Genomic DNA, 13,746 nt, shown 5'->3' with positions numbered 1-13,746 from the left:
CGTTATTCGGAAACGAGTAACAAGAATACAGTCGTAAAGAAAGTAAGAAAGGGCGTATGGCGGATGCCTAGGCTCACGGAGGCGATGAAGGACGTGATAAGCTGCGATAAGCTTCGGGTAGGTGCAAATAACCCTTGATCCGGAGATTTCCGAATGGGACAACCTAGCCGTCTGAAGGACGGTTACTCTTACCAGTGTAAGAGAGCTAACGCAGGGAACTGAAACATCTTAGTACCTGCAGGAAGAGAAAATAAATGAATGATTCCCCCAGTAGTGGCGAGCGAACGGGGAACAGCCCAAACCAGTGGCGTCGCAAGGCGTGGCTGGGGTTGTAGGACCGCGACATTGTACTGAAATGGTGAGTGGAAGTATCTGGAAAGTTACATCACAGAAGGTGATAATCCTGTACACGAAGCCAGATCAGGCATAGCGGTATCCTGAGTAACGCGGGACACGAGGAATCCTGCGCGAATCTGCCGGGACCATCCGGTAAGGCTAAATACTCCCGTGAGACCGATAGCGAACGAGTACTGTGAAGGAAAGGTGAAAAGAACCCCGAGCAGGGGAGTGAAATAGTTCCTGAAACCATACGCCTACAAGCGGTCGGAGCACAGCAATGTGTGACGGCGTGCCTTTTGCATAATGATCCTACGAGTTACCGTCACTGGCGAGGTTGAGTGTCATGAGACACGTAGCCGCAGTGAAAGCGAGCCTGAAGAGGGCGCACAGTCAGTGGGGGTAGACGCGAAACCAAGTGATCTACACTTGGCCAGGATGAAGTCCCGGTAACACGGGATGGAGGTCCGCACCAATAAGCGTTGAAAAGCTTCTGGATGAGCCGAGTGTAGGAGTGAAAGGCCAATCAAACTTGGAGATAGCTCGTACTCCCCGAAAGGCATTTAGGTGCCGCGTCGGATGGTCACCGTGAGAGGTAGAGCGACCGATAGGACAAGAGGGCTTCACCGCCTATCGAGTCCTGACGAACTCCGAATGCTCACGGTCTGCAGTCCGGCAGTAAGGGGGCGGGTGCTAAGGTCCGTCCCCGAGAGGAGAAGAATCCAGACCGCCGTCTAAGGTCCCGGAGTTCTGCCTGAGTTAGTCTAACGAAGTCTGGTCCCTATGACAGCTAGGATGTTGGCTTGGAAGCAGCCATTCATTCAAAGAGTGCGTAACAGCTCACTAGTCGAGGGTCCGGGCATGGATAATAATCGGGTATAAGGCAGACACCGAAGGCGCGGGATAGCAATTTTAAAAGTATCGGTAGGGGAGCATACTCACAGCGTCGAATGGTGTACGTAAGTTATCCTGGAGCGGTGAGTAAAGCAAATGTAGGAATAAGTAACGATAAGGAGGGTTAGATTCCCTCCCGCTGTAAGACCAAGGTTTCCCGGGCAATGCCAATCAGCCCGGGGTCAGTCGGGTCCTAAGTCTAAGCCGAACGGCGATGGCGATGGCAGAGACGGTTAATATTCCGTCACTGCCGCATGGGGCGACGTGGAGACGGAGCAGTGAAACCACCGCGGGGCGACGGAAGTCCCCGTTGAAGGGTGTAGGCGTTGAGGATGGCAGGCAAATCCACCATCCGAGCTGAACCTGACAGTACGGAGTCCTCCTCGGAGGAATCTGATAGTGTGGGTAATCATACTCCCGAGAAAATCCGCTAAGCTTAACCCATGCGGCACCCGTACCGCAAACGGACACACGTGGTCGGGTAGAACATACTAAGGCGTTGAGAGATTCATGGTTAAGGAACTAGGCAAATTGACCCTGTAACTTCGGGATAAAGGGTCCTCGTGATGAGCGAGGCGCAGAGAATAGGTCCAGGCAACTGTTTAACAAAAACACAGGGCTGTGCAAACTCGAAAGATGACGTATACAGCCTGACACCTGCCCGGTGCCGGAAGGTTAAGAGGAGATGTCACTCGCAAGAGGAAGCATTGAATTGAAGCCCCGGTAAACGGCGGCCGTAACTATAACGGTCCTAAGGTAGCGAAATTCCTTGTCGGGTAAGTTCCGACCTGCACGAATGGTGTAATGATCCGGACGCTGTCTCAACCATGAGCTCAGTGAAATTGTAGTATCGGTGAAGATGCCGATTACCCGCGATGGGACGAAAAGACCCCGTGAACCTTTACTACAGCTTAGCATTGACCTTGGTCATCCGATGTGTAGGATAGGCCGGAGGCTTCGAAGCGGGAGCGCCAGCTTTCGTGGAGCCATCCTTGAAATACGGCCCTTTGGCTGTCTGAGGTCTAACGCGCAGTTGCGCGGACACTGCTTGGTGGGTAGTTTGACTGGGGTGGTCGCCTCCAAAAGCGTAACGGAGGCTTCCAAAGGTGCCCTCGGGTCGATTGGTAACCGACCTCAAAGAGTGCAATGGCATAAGGGCGCTTGACTGGGAGGCAGACATGCCGAGCAGGCAGGAAACTGGGGCATAGTGATCCGGCGGATGTGTATGGAAACTCCGTCGCTCAAAGGATAAAAGGTACTCCGGGGATAACAGGCTGATCCCCCCCAAGAGCTCATATCGACGGGGTGGTTTGGCACCTCGATGTCGGCTCGTCACATCCTGGGGCTGGAGAAGGTCCCAAGGGTTGGGCTGTTCGCCCATTAAAGTGGCACGCGAGCTGGGTTCAGAACGTCGTGAGACAGTTCGGTCTCTATCTATCGTGGGCGTGGGAGTTTTGAGTGGTGCCGTCACTAGTACGAGAGGACCGTGATGGACAGACCTCCGGTTTACCAGTTGTGCCGCCAGGCGCACCGCTGGGTATCTGAGTCTGGATTGGATAAGCGCTGAAAGCATCTAAGTGCGAAGCCAGCCGCAAGATGAGAACTCCATTGAGGGTCGTCAGAGACGATGACGTTGATAGGATGCAGGTGTAAAGACAGCGATGTCAAAGCCGAGCATTACTAATTGCCCGAACACTTTCTTTAGAAAGTTCATAGTTTCAACTGTATTTTCAGTTCATTATCTTGTTTTGCTTGTGTGCAAATACGTCATAACCCATTATCAGGTGGTTATTGCGGTGAGGTCCCACCTCTTCCCATTCCGAACAGAGAAGTTAAGCTCACTTGCGCCGATGGTACTGCAATGCAATGCGGGAGAGTAGGTAGCCGCCTTCTTTTATCAAGAGCCTCAGATTTCGAAAGATTTCTGAGGCTTTTTTGTTTTCCCCATAGTTCTGCTTTCTTATCGCCCAGCTTTTTTCCCACAGCTCCTCACAGCTCCTTTTTCCTTTTTTACCTTTTTACCCTTTTACCTTTATATTGATTTATATCAAACCTAAGTGTTATTAAGTGTTTAATTACGTAAAAATGCGCTGATAATCAGCCGATTACTTGCATAATTCGATTTTTTTTTGTATCTTTGCAAACGATAAGAATAAGGATACCAGTATCTTGTGCTTTTTGTTGTGTGAGAAGGTATCCATTAAGGTATCTAACGGGACTGAGGTGAGCAGCCTTTCTTTTTCTCACAAGTTGCCACCGCGAAATCTCTGATGTTGTATTTCAGCTTTTCAGGTTCCATAAAACAATTAATATGAAGAGAATAACAATGGTATTAGTTAGTATATTAATGCTGACATTAGAAATTCATGCAGCGTCGGCTGCAACATCAGGAAATGTATCCTCTACTAGCGAGATGGACTGGACTCCAGTGATGGACGCTATCATTCAGGTAGAGAGTAAGGGTGATCCGAAAGCTAAGAGCGGTAACTCTGTAGGTGTGATGCAGATCACTCCAATTTTAGTAGCAGAATGTAATAATATTCTGAAGCGCAAGAAATCGAAGAAGCGCTACACTTTGGCTGATAGATATAATGTAGCTAAATCTAAAGAAATGTTTCTATTGATTCAGAGTGTCTACAATCCTCTTAATAGTATCGAGCGCGCAATCCGTTCATGGAATGGCGGTAATCATTACAGTAAGAAGCGTACTCAGAGATATTTCGAGAAGGTAATGAAACTTTTGAAAAAGTAATTCTTTTTCCATAAGGCCCGATTGTTCTGAAAAAGAGCAATCGGGCTTGCTTTTTACTCGTTTTCGCCTATTTTATGTACGTTTTGTTGCTATTCTGTTTAATAACTGTTAAATATATGCAGATTTCTGACAAAATGTTTGGCGGGGTCGGAAAAAAGTCGTATCTTTGCACTCGCAATTCAGAAATGAGTTGATTATATCGCGGTGTGGAGCAGTTGGTAGCTCGCCAGGCTCATAACCTGGAGGTCGCATGTTCGAGTCCTGCCGCCGCAACAATGATCGGGTAAGAAGTTGGTCAACAACATCTTATCCGATTTTTTTGTGCCCTAATTTATTAATTTAACATTAAATATTTGTTTAATTCGAATTAAAGTGCTACTTTTGCACAATAATATTTTTATGTGCAATTAATAAAAAAGGAAGGGCTTCAATATGTCAGTATCCAAAACAAGACAAAAACTGGTAGATGTCGCACGACAACTCTTTGCCAAGAATGGTATAGCAAATACTACAATGAATGATATTGCTGTAGCTTCTGGTAAGGGAAGACGTACGCTTTATACTTATTTCAGTAGGAAGGAGGATGTCTATTACGCGGTGATAGAATCAGAGTTGGAGCGTCTTTCGGACAAGTTGGACGAGGTTGCTAATTGCAAGATGCGTCCACAGGATAAAATCATTGAGCTTATCTATACTCACCTCAGTATGATCAAGGAAACGGTTGTAAGAAACGGTAACCTCCGTGCTGAGTTCTTCCGAAACATCTGGATGGTTGAGAAGGCGAGAAAAAACTTCGATGAAGACGAAATAGAGATTCTCAGAAGAATTTATGCCGAAGGAAGAGAAGATGGTGAGTTTGATATTGATAACATCGATCTGGTGGCCGATATTACTCACTATTGTATCAAAGGTCTCGAGGTTCCATTTATCTATGGACGTTTGGGCCATGGCATGAATGTGGAGTCGAGCAAACCTCTGGTTGCCAAGGTGGTTTATGGTGCCTTGGGAAAGTCGGGCTTGAAACTCTAGATAAAAGAAAATGGTAAATACGTAACTAATTGATAATTAATTAAATAAGAAAGAAATGGGATTATTAAGTGGTAAAACAGCCCTTGTAACAGGTGCTGCTCGCGGCATCGGTAAGGCTGTCGCTATGAAGTTCGCCTCTGAGGGCGCTAACATCGCATTTACAGACCTCGTACTCAACGACGATATGGCTGCCGGTTTGGAAGCTACTCGTAAGGAGATTGAGGCTCTTGGTGTAACCTGTCGTGCTTATGCTGGTAATGCAGCAGATTTCGAGGAGACACAGAAGACAGTTAAGCAGATTCATGAGGACTTCGGTTCTATCGATATCCTGGTTAACAATGCAGGTATCACTAAGGACGGTTTGATGCTCCGTATGAGCGAGGCTCAGTGGGATGCTGTTTTGAATGTAAACTTGAAGTCAGCCTTCAACTTCATTCATGCTTGCTCTCCAATCATGCTTCGTCAGCGTGGTGGTTCTATCATCAACATGGCTTCTGTAGTAGGTGTTCATGGTAATGCAGGTCAGTGCAACTATGCAGCTTCTAAGGCTGGTATGATTGCTTTGGCTAAGTCTATCGCTCAGGAGTTGGGTCCTAAGGGCGTACGTGCCAATGCTGTAGCTCCTGGTTTCATCGAGACAGCAATGACAGCACAGTTGCCTGAGGAAATCCGCAAGGACTGGATGAAGAAGATTCCATTGCGTCGTGGTGGTCAGACTGAGGATATCGCAAATGTTTGCCTCTTCCTCGCTTCCGACTTGTCTAGCTATGTAAGCGGTCAGGTTATTCAGATCGACGGTGGTATGAACATGTAATCTCTCGGCAACGTTTTGTTGATAAAACATGCAGGTAGTTTACGAAGACAACCATATAATCATAGTCTCTAAGAGAAGTGGCGAAATCGTGCAGGGCGACAAGACCGGCGACGAACCTCTCTCGGAGACTGTGAAACAGTACATCAAGGAGAAGTATCACAAGCCGGGAAATGTATTTCTCGGTGTGGTGCATCGCCTTGACCGTCCTGTTTCGGGTTTGGTCGTATTTGCCAAGACTTCTAAGGCATTGAGCCGTCTGAACAATATGTTCAGGGATGGCGAAGTTCACAAAACCTATTGGGCAATCGTGAAGAACATGCCAAAGGAACCTGAGGCTACGCTCACCCATTGGATAGTAAGAAATGAAAAGCAGAATAAGAGCTATGCTTACGACCATGAGGTGAAAAACTCGAAGAAAGCGATATTGAAGTATAAGGTGATAGGTCATACAGACCATTATACACTTCTGGAGGTGAACTTGATGACGGGTCGTCATCATCAGATAAGATGCCAGCTTGCCAAGATGGGATGTCCTATCAAGGGAGATCTGAAATACGGTTCTCCACGTAGCAATGCAGATGGCAGTATTTCTCTCCTTTCACACAGAGTAGAATTTGTTCATCCTGTGTCTAAAGAAACAATCGTAGCAGAGGCTCCGCTGCCGGATGATAATCTTTGGCGGGCTATTGCACCCTAACTCAAAAAATCCATGCTTATGAAGAGGTATGCGAAATGGGCAGGAATCACGGTGTTGACTCCATTGGTGCTCATCTTGTTGTTATCCATTCTGCTTTATTTGCCTCCTGTTCAGAATTGGGCGGTAAAGCAAGTGGCTGCTTATGCCTCAGAGTCGACGGGTATGGATATTTCGGTAAGGCAAGTACGCCTCGTCTTCCCTCTGAAACTGGGAGTGGAAGACGTAAAGGTACTTCAGCCAATCGACTCACTCAAGAATTCCCCAAACTTGGCTTTAAGAAATAAGAGAGATACCGTTGCCGACATCCGGAAGATGGTGGTAGACGTACAGTTGTTGCCTCTTTTCGAAAGTCAAGTCATGGTGGATGAACTCAATTTCACCCAGATGAAGGTGAATACCACGAATTTTATTCACGAAGCCAGAATCAAGGGCAATGTAGGTAATCTGCGCCTGAAGGCTCATGGTATTGACCTCGGTAAGGAGAAGATGAGGGTGAATCATGCCCTGTTGGCTGATGCCCGACTCTCGGTAGAACTGAGCGATACTGTGCCGCCGGATACTACGCCTAGTACCAATTTCTGGAAGGTGAATATCGAAAAACTGAAACTGAAGAACACTGATTTCGTATTACACATGCCTGGAGATACCCTCCAGGTGAATGCTTATTTTGGAGATGCGGTGGCGCAGACTACCTATCTCGACCTTTATAAAGGACTTTATCAGATAGGTCATCTTGACTGGAAGAAGGGCAAGGTGAACTATGACCAGAACTATATCCGTCCGGTATCGGGCATGGACTTTAACCATATCGCCCTGTCGGCCATGACTTTGAAGGCAGACTCTTTCTATTATTGCGATTCGAAGATAGATGTCAAGATTCGTGAAGCTCAGTTTAAGGAGAAAAGCGGTTTGCAGGTAGACCAGCTCTATGGCAGATTCGTGATGGATTCCGTGAAACTGCAGTTGCCTGATATCTGTCTCCGTACCCCATACTCCCAATTGCAGGCAACGGTGGATATGGATATGAATGCCTTTGATGAGGTGAAACCTGGCAAGTTGATGGCACAGCTGAAGGGAGCTTTGGGCCGTTCAGACCTGTTCCTCTTTGCAGGCGATGCCTTCCCAGGCGCCATGAAGATGAAATGGCCTTTCTATCCGATGAAGATAGAAGGATCGTTCAAGGGAAATATGCAGCAGGCATCTTTCTCGGGCTTGAAACTGTCGCTGCCTACAGCCTTCGAACTGAGTGCTGATGGAAAATTGGGTAACCTGACGGATATGAACCGTCTGAAGGCAAATGTAGATCTGAACGCCCGTACCTATCATCTGGATTTCATTACCGCCATGCTTGACCCTTCTCTGATGCAGGAGATACGTGTGCCTAGCGGTATCGGAATCCGTGGTAACATTCAGGCAGACGGCTCCAGATATGCTACCCGACTCGCCATTACCGAAGGTCGTGGCAGAATGAGGGTAGATGCCAAGATAGATGCGAAGACCCGGAAAGACGGCAGTATCGATATGAACCGTCTGGCTTATCAGGCTAAGATTCAGGCGCACAACATGCAGGCAAAGCATTTCCTGCCAAAACAGGATTTGCATTCTTTCACCGGCTCATTGGAGGCGAAGGGTGTGGGAACCGATTTCCTCTCTCCTCGTACCCGATTACAGGCTAAGGCACAGGTAAACCAGATTCAGTATGGCAAATACAAACTGGATCATGTATTGGCAGTGGCTCACGTTGCTAATGGTAAGGTGCATGCCGATATCGACAGCAAGAACCAGTATCTTACGGGACTCGTCAGCCTTGATGCACTTACGAATTCCAAGAAACTGGAGGCTACCCTGGTGGCAGATGTCCGCGATGTGAATCTTTATTCGTTAGAGGTAACGAAGGCACCGATGCGCCTGTCGCTCTGCGGTCACATGGATATCAGGTCCGACCTGAAGGACAGTCACGACATCATGGCTTCGATGAGTGATATTACGGTTCGTACGGCAAAAAAAAATTACCGTCCGGTGGGTGTTGACGCCGATGTCTTTACCCGCAGAGATACCACGCACGCAGTCATCGATTGCGGCGACTTCCATCTCAACATGGATGTACACGGAGGCTATAAGCAGTTGATGAGCCGTTTTGCCGGATTGCAGAAAGAATTGGCTCATCAGCTCAGGAACCATCATATCGACCAGGTGAAGATTCGCAGTCAGTTCCCTTTCGGTCATGTTTATCTTACCACAGGAAAGGACAATTTCATTTCCCGTTTCATCGCTTACTGCGGTTATGATTTCAAGACGGTGGATATGAAGATGACCATGTCGCCTGTAACAGGTGTCAATGGTTATCTCAACATCGATTCACTGGTAGCGAGTGGCATGCAGTTGGATACGATCCGTGCCTTGGTGAAGACTGAGGGCGATACCATCCGCTATGCAGCACGTGTTCAGAACAACAAGCATAATCCTCAGTATGTGTTCCGGGCACAGGTAGAGGGCGAACTGCAGGAGAAGGGTTCCAATATCGATGCCCGCATCTATGATGCCAAAAACAGATTGGGTGTAGATGTGGGTCTGGAGGCGCTGTTGCTGGAAAACGGCGTGAAGATTTCGCTCATCGATACCCATCCTGTCCTGGGTTACAAGAAGTTTACTGCCAACGATGACAACTATCTGATGTTGGGCAATGACGACCGTGTTTCTGCCAATCTGAGTCTGAAGGCAGCCAACGGCATGGGTATCCGCATATACAGCAATGATGAAAACGAAGAAGCACTGCAGGATCTTACGGTCAGCATGAGCCAGTTTAATTTGGATAAAGTGCTCAGCGTGATTCCTTATATGCCGGATATCTCGGGTATTCTTGACGGCGACTTCCATATTATCCAGACCAAGGATGAACTCTCGGTTTCTTCTAATCTGAACATCGACAATATGGTTTACGAAAAGTGTCCGATGGGAGATGTCGGTACTGAATTCGTTTACATGCCAAAGAGCGACGGTTCTCATTATGTAGATGGTTTCCTCAATTATGAGGGTGAAGAAGTAGCTACCGTAAAGGGTACTTACAAGTCGGAAGGAAACGGTTATCTCGATGCCGAAGTGGGTATGGAGAAGTTGCCTCTGCATTTTGTCAACGGTTTTGTTCCTGACCAGATTATGGGTCTGAAGGGATATGGCGAAGGAAAACTGAGTTTGAAGGGAGCCTTGAGCCAGTTGGATGTAGAGGGCGAAGTATATCTGGATTCGGCTTATCTCGTCAGTGTGCCGTATGGCATCACGATGCGTTTTGCCAACGATCCGGTCCGTATCATCGGCAGTAAGTTGCTCTTCGAAAACTTCATGATGTATGCCAACAATGAGAGTCCGCTCAATATCCAGGGCAGTCTCGACTTTACGAATATAGAGAAGATGATGCTCGATATCCGGATGAGAGCACAGAACTTCCTGCTGATTGATGCCAAGGAGAATGCCCGTTCCGAGGCTTTCGGCAAGGCGTATGTCAACTTCTATGGTGCGATGCGCGGACCGGTAAGCAATCTGAAGATGCAGGGTAAGCTGGATGTCCTCGGCAATACAGATATGACGTATGTGCTGAAAGAATCGGAACTGACTACTGATACGCAGCTCGATGAGCTGGTGAAGTTTACGAATTTCAAGAGTGGCAAGCCTGTCGTTGTCGAGCGTCCGGCACTGGAAGGATTGAACATGATGTTGGGCATGTCGATAGACGAGTCGGCTCATATCCTCTGTGCTTTGAATGCCGACCAGACCAACTACATCGACCTGATGGGCGGTGGTAATCTGACGATGGCTTACAATTCGGTTGATGGCATCGGCATCACGGGCAAGTATACCCTGAACAATGGCAAGATGAAATATTCGCTGCCTATCATTCCGCTCAAGACGTTTGATATCCAGGACGGCAGCTACATAGAGTTTAACGGCGATCCGTTCAACCCGACCCTGAACATCACGGCAACAGAGAATGTCAGGACAACGGTAAACGAGGGACAGGGAACCGGCCGCTCGGTGGATTTCATTTGTGGCGTAAAACTCTCGCAGACATTGAATAAGCCAGGCATCCAGTTTATTGTTTCCTCACCAAACGATGCCACCTTGCAGGATGAACTGAACACGATGAGTATTGAAGAGCGAGGTAAGATAGCCATTACGATGCTGGCTTCGGGCATGTATCTTGCCAACGGAAATACCAATTCGTTCTCCATGAACAGTGCCTTGACCTCATTCCTCAACTCAGAGATCAATAATATTGCAGGTTCAGCGATGCGTTCTGTGGGTGTGGATGTCGGTATGTCGGTAGATAACTCCACCAATGCAGCAGGTGCCATGCACACCGATTACAACTTTAAGTTTGCCAAGCGGTTCTTCAACAACCGCTTGAGTTTCAGTGTGGGTGGCAAGGTTTCTACCGGTGCAGAAATGGAGAATGCAGCCAACAATGATGATGTATTTTTCAACAATATCGAATTGCAGTACCGGCTCAACGAAGGTGCAAGCCAGTATATCCGTGCCTTCTACAACAACAATACCTACGATTGGCTCGAAGGTTTGATAGGTGAGTACGGTGTCGGTTTCAAATGGCAGAGAAAGTTGCAGCATTTCAAGGACATCTTCCGTTTCAAGACTGATAAGCAGCAGATTCCTGCAGCCCCAATGGAGAAGGATCCTGCGGTGAAGAAGCATACGAATGAGAAGAAGGATACGATGGAGAAAGCCAGAACAAAGGACTTTGACCCATTGAAACTTAACGAAAAGTAATGAGCGATATGAAACAGCAGAACAGGTTATACATTATTATATATGTGGCAGCATTGCTGATGTTGTCGGGGCAGCTCATAACGGGTTGCTCTTCAACCAGTGCACTGAAAGAAGACGAGCAGCTGTTTACGGGTCTGGTACCTATCGAGTATAAGAACTACGAGAAGGGAACTTATGCTGATTCTACCATCACCGAGATGGAGTATGCCCTGGCTTCGGCTCCGAACGGTGCCTTGTTCGGGAGCAGCTATTACCGCACACCGTTCCCTGTGCGTCTGTGGATATGGAATGCTTTCTCTCAGTCGGATGGAGCTCTGGCTAAGTGGATAACCAAGGTATTCGGTTCCAAACCTAAGCTGATGGCGAATGTGAATCCGCAGCTCCGTGCCCAGGTAGCCGAGCATCAGCTCGATAAATATGGGTATTTTAACGGTAAGGTGACTTATGATGTGCTGACACAGAGCAACCCGAAGAAGGCGAAGGTTGCCTATCAGGTAGACTTCGGTCATCTCTGGACGCTTGATTCTATGGCTTATCTCAACTTCCCAGCCAAGAGCAAGCAGTTTATAGATGCTTCCATGAACAAGGCGCTCATACGGAAGGGGAGTCCTTTCAATGTCGCCAACATGGAATCGGAACGTCAGCGTATCACCCGTCTGTTCCGCAACAGGGGCTATTATTTCTATCAGAACAGTTATGCTTCTTATCTTGCCGATACCGTGAATGTGCCCGGCAAGGTGCAGTTGCGGCTGATGATGGCAGATAGCGTGGACGATAGGGCTACCCGACAGTGGTATATCGGAAAGATTCATGTTAATTTCAGAAAGCAGTATATGGAGGAGTTGAAGGATTCCTTTGTGCGCAGCTATCTGAGTTTCCATTATAATGGAAGAAAGATGCCGATACGTCCGGGCATCGTTTTGCAGAGTCTGCGCCTGCGTCCCCGTGAACTGTATCGGGTACGTACCGAGGAACGTGCCAAGACCGGACTTCAGGAGATGGGACTCTTCAGCTATTCCAGCATCCAGTTTACCCCCCGTTCGGTGCAAACCCTCGACAGTCTGGGCAATGTCGTATATCGTGATACCTTGGATGCCAATATCGACCTGGTATTCGACAAGCCATACGATTTCTATGTCGAGGCAAATGCCCGCGGCAAAACGACCGGTAGAGTAGGACCGGAGTTGGTAGTGGGTCTTACCAAGCGCAATGCTTTTCATGGAGGCGAGAAACTTACTGTCAACCTGCATGGTTCGCATGAGTGGCAAACCGTCAGTCAGGCTGGTGGAGGTTCTACCCGCATCAATTCCTATGAATACGGATCGGATGTTTCCGTAGAGTTCCCTCGCATCATCACGCCTTGGAATATGTTCAGAACGATGGAGCAGAATGAGCGCAGATACCGTGCCGGGCATATGCCTACCAAATATCGGGGTGTGCCAACTACTACCATCAAGGCTTCGATGAATGTGCTGAACAGAGCCAGCTATTTCCGACGTCATGTGGCAGCGGGCGAGTTAACCTATGCGTGGTCTACCTCTTACCAGCATCAGCATTCTTTCAGTCCGCTGATTCTCTCTTATGAGTTTATGAACAGCCGCACTGCCGCTTTCGATAGCATCCTCGCCCTGCATCCTTATCTTCAGATATCGATGCGCGACCAGTTTGTGCCTAAGATGAGTTACACCTATACTTATCGCAGTCCGCGCCGTTACCGCCATCCTATCACCTGGTCAACCACCATCAGCGAGGCAGCCAATATCCTTTCGCTCGGTTACATGGCGGCCGGAAAGGGATGGAACGAGAAAGACAAGAAGATGTTCAAGAATCCGTTTGCTCAGTTCCTGAAACTGGAGACTGATTTCGTGAAATATTGGCGTATCACCCAGGATGGTACGCTGGTGGGACATGTCAATGCCGGCATTATCTGGAGTTATGGCAATGCCGAGAATGCTCCTTATTATGAGCAGTTCTATATCGGTGGTGCCAACAGTGTGCGAGCCTTTAATGTGAGAAGCATCGGACCGGGCAGATACCAGCCTACCAACAGCAAGTATTCGTATATCGACCAGACGGGCGACATCAAGTATCTGATGAATCTGGAATACCGTCAGAAGGTATGGGGCGATCTCTATGGAGCCCTTTTCCTGGATGCAGGTAATGTGTGGACCTTACGCAACCATGAGTACAGTCCGCTCGGCAAGTTTGATGTAGACAAGTTTTTCCGGCAACTGGCGGTAGGCACCGGTGTCGGTGTGCGTTATGACATGGGTATGTTTGTGATACGTGTCGACTGGGGTATCGGTCTGCATGTTCCTTACGATACCGGCAAGAATGGCTTCTATAACATCCGTCGGTTCAAGGATGCCCAGAGTCTGCATTTCGCTGTGGGTTATCCTTTCTAGGTTTAGCCTGGGAGATGTGTCCGGAAATAAGTCTGATATG

6 protein-coding genes, 1 tRNA gene and 2 rRNA genes are annotated in these 13,746 nt (G+C 48.0%); all 9 read left to right on the top strand.

Translation table 11 applies throughout. The features are described from left to right. The first annotated feature begins 36 nt into the window (after positions 1-36). The 9 genes from ONT08_RS03410 to ONT08_RS03370 all read left to right on the top strand — a co-directional run bounded on the left by ONT08_RS03410 (position 37) and on the right by ONT08_RS03370 (position 13,706). A 23S ribosomal RNA gene (locus ONT08_RS03410) occupies positions 37-2,934 on the top strand. A 76-nt stretch (positions 2,935-3,010) separates the two neighbouring features. Then, positions 3,011-3,123, top strand: a 5S ribosomal RNA gene (gene rrf, locus ONT08_RS03405). Between the two features lie 454 nt (positions 3,124-3,577). Continuing rightward, a complete protein-coding gene (locus ONT08_RS03400) occupies positions 3,578-3,982 on the top strand; it encodes a lytic transglycosylase domain-containing protein (protein WP_418324005.1) in 405 nt (134 codons plus the stop codon). Positions 3,983-4,182: 200 nt separating this feature from the next. Then, positions 4,183-4,255, top strand: a tRNA-Met gene (locus tag ONT08_RS03395). A gap of 159 nt (positions 4,256-4,414) precedes the next feature. Further along, on the top strand, positions 4,415-5,011 hold the full coding sequence (locus ONT08_RS03390) for a TetR/AcrR family transcriptional regulator (RefSeq protein ID WP_006847902.1): 597 nt from the start codon (positions 4,415-4,417) through the stop codon (positions 5,009-5,011). Between the two features lie 55 nt (positions 5,012-5,066). Continuing rightward, positions 5,067-5,825: a 3-oxoacyl-[acyl-carrier-protein] reductase gene (gene fabG, locus ONT08_RS03385; protein WP_022120325.1), complete on the top strand. Its 759-nt coding sequence runs from the start codon at positions 5,067-5,069 to the stop codon at positions 5,823-5,825. Positions 5,826-5,853: 28 nt separating this feature from the next. Beyond that, positions 5,854-6,522: an RluA family pseudouridine synthase gene (locus ONT08_RS03380; protein WP_022120326.1), complete on the top strand. Its 669-nt coding sequence runs from the start codon at positions 5,854-5,856 to the stop codon at positions 6,520-6,522. An 18-nt stretch (positions 6,523-6,540) separates the two neighbouring features. Beyond that, positions 6,541-11,301 (top strand): translocation/assembly module TamB domain-containing protein, encoded by a 4,761-nt coding sequence (locus ONT08_RS03375; protein ID WP_264959245.1) that lies wholly within the window; start codon positions 6,541-6,543, stop codon positions 11,299-11,301. Continuing rightward, positions 11,301-13,706, top strand: coding sequence for a BamA/TamA family outer membrane protein (locus ONT08_RS03370; protein ID WP_264959244.1), 2,406 nt, complete (start codon positions 11,301-11,303; stop codon positions 13,704-13,706). Before ONT08_RS03375 ends, ONT08_RS03370 begins: the two co-directional genes overlap by 1 nt. The last annotated feature ends 40 nt before the right edge of the window (positions 13,707-13,746 follow it).

The sequence above is a fragment of the Segatella copri genome, from assembly GCF_026015465.1.
GTDB lineage: Bacteria > Bacteroidota > Bacteroidia > Bacteroidales > Bacteroidaceae > Prevotella > Prevotella copri_E.
This window is presented reverse-complemented; position numbering and strand designations above follow the sequence as displayed.

What these genes read in the sequence shown, in the direction of transcription:
- ONT08_RS03400 (WP_418324005.1), top strand. Translation starts at nt 3,578, where the DNA reads ATGCTGACATTAGAAATTCATGCAGCGTCGGCTGCAACATCAGGAAAT.
- ONT08_RS03390 (WP_006847902.1), top strand. Translation starts at nt 4,415, where the DNA reads ATGTCAGTATCCAAAACAAGACAAAAACTGGTAGATGTCGCACGACAA.
- fabG (WP_022120325.1), top strand. Translation starts at nt 5,067, where the DNA reads ATGGGATTATTAAGTGGTAAAACAGCCCTTGTAACAGGTGCTGCTCGC.
- ONT08_RS03375 (WP_264959245.1), top strand. Translation starts at nt 6,541, where the DNA reads ATGAAGAGGTATGCGAAATGGGCAGGAATCACGGTGTTGACTCCATTG.
- ONT08_RS03370 (WP_264959244.1), top strand. Translation starts at nt 11,301, where the DNA reads ATGAGCGATATGAAACAGCAGAACAGGTTATACATTATTATATATGTG.
- ONT08_RS03380 (WP_022120326.1), top strand. Translation starts at nt 5,854, where the DNA reads ATGCAGGTAGTTTACGAAGACAACCATATAATCATAGTCTCTAAGAGA.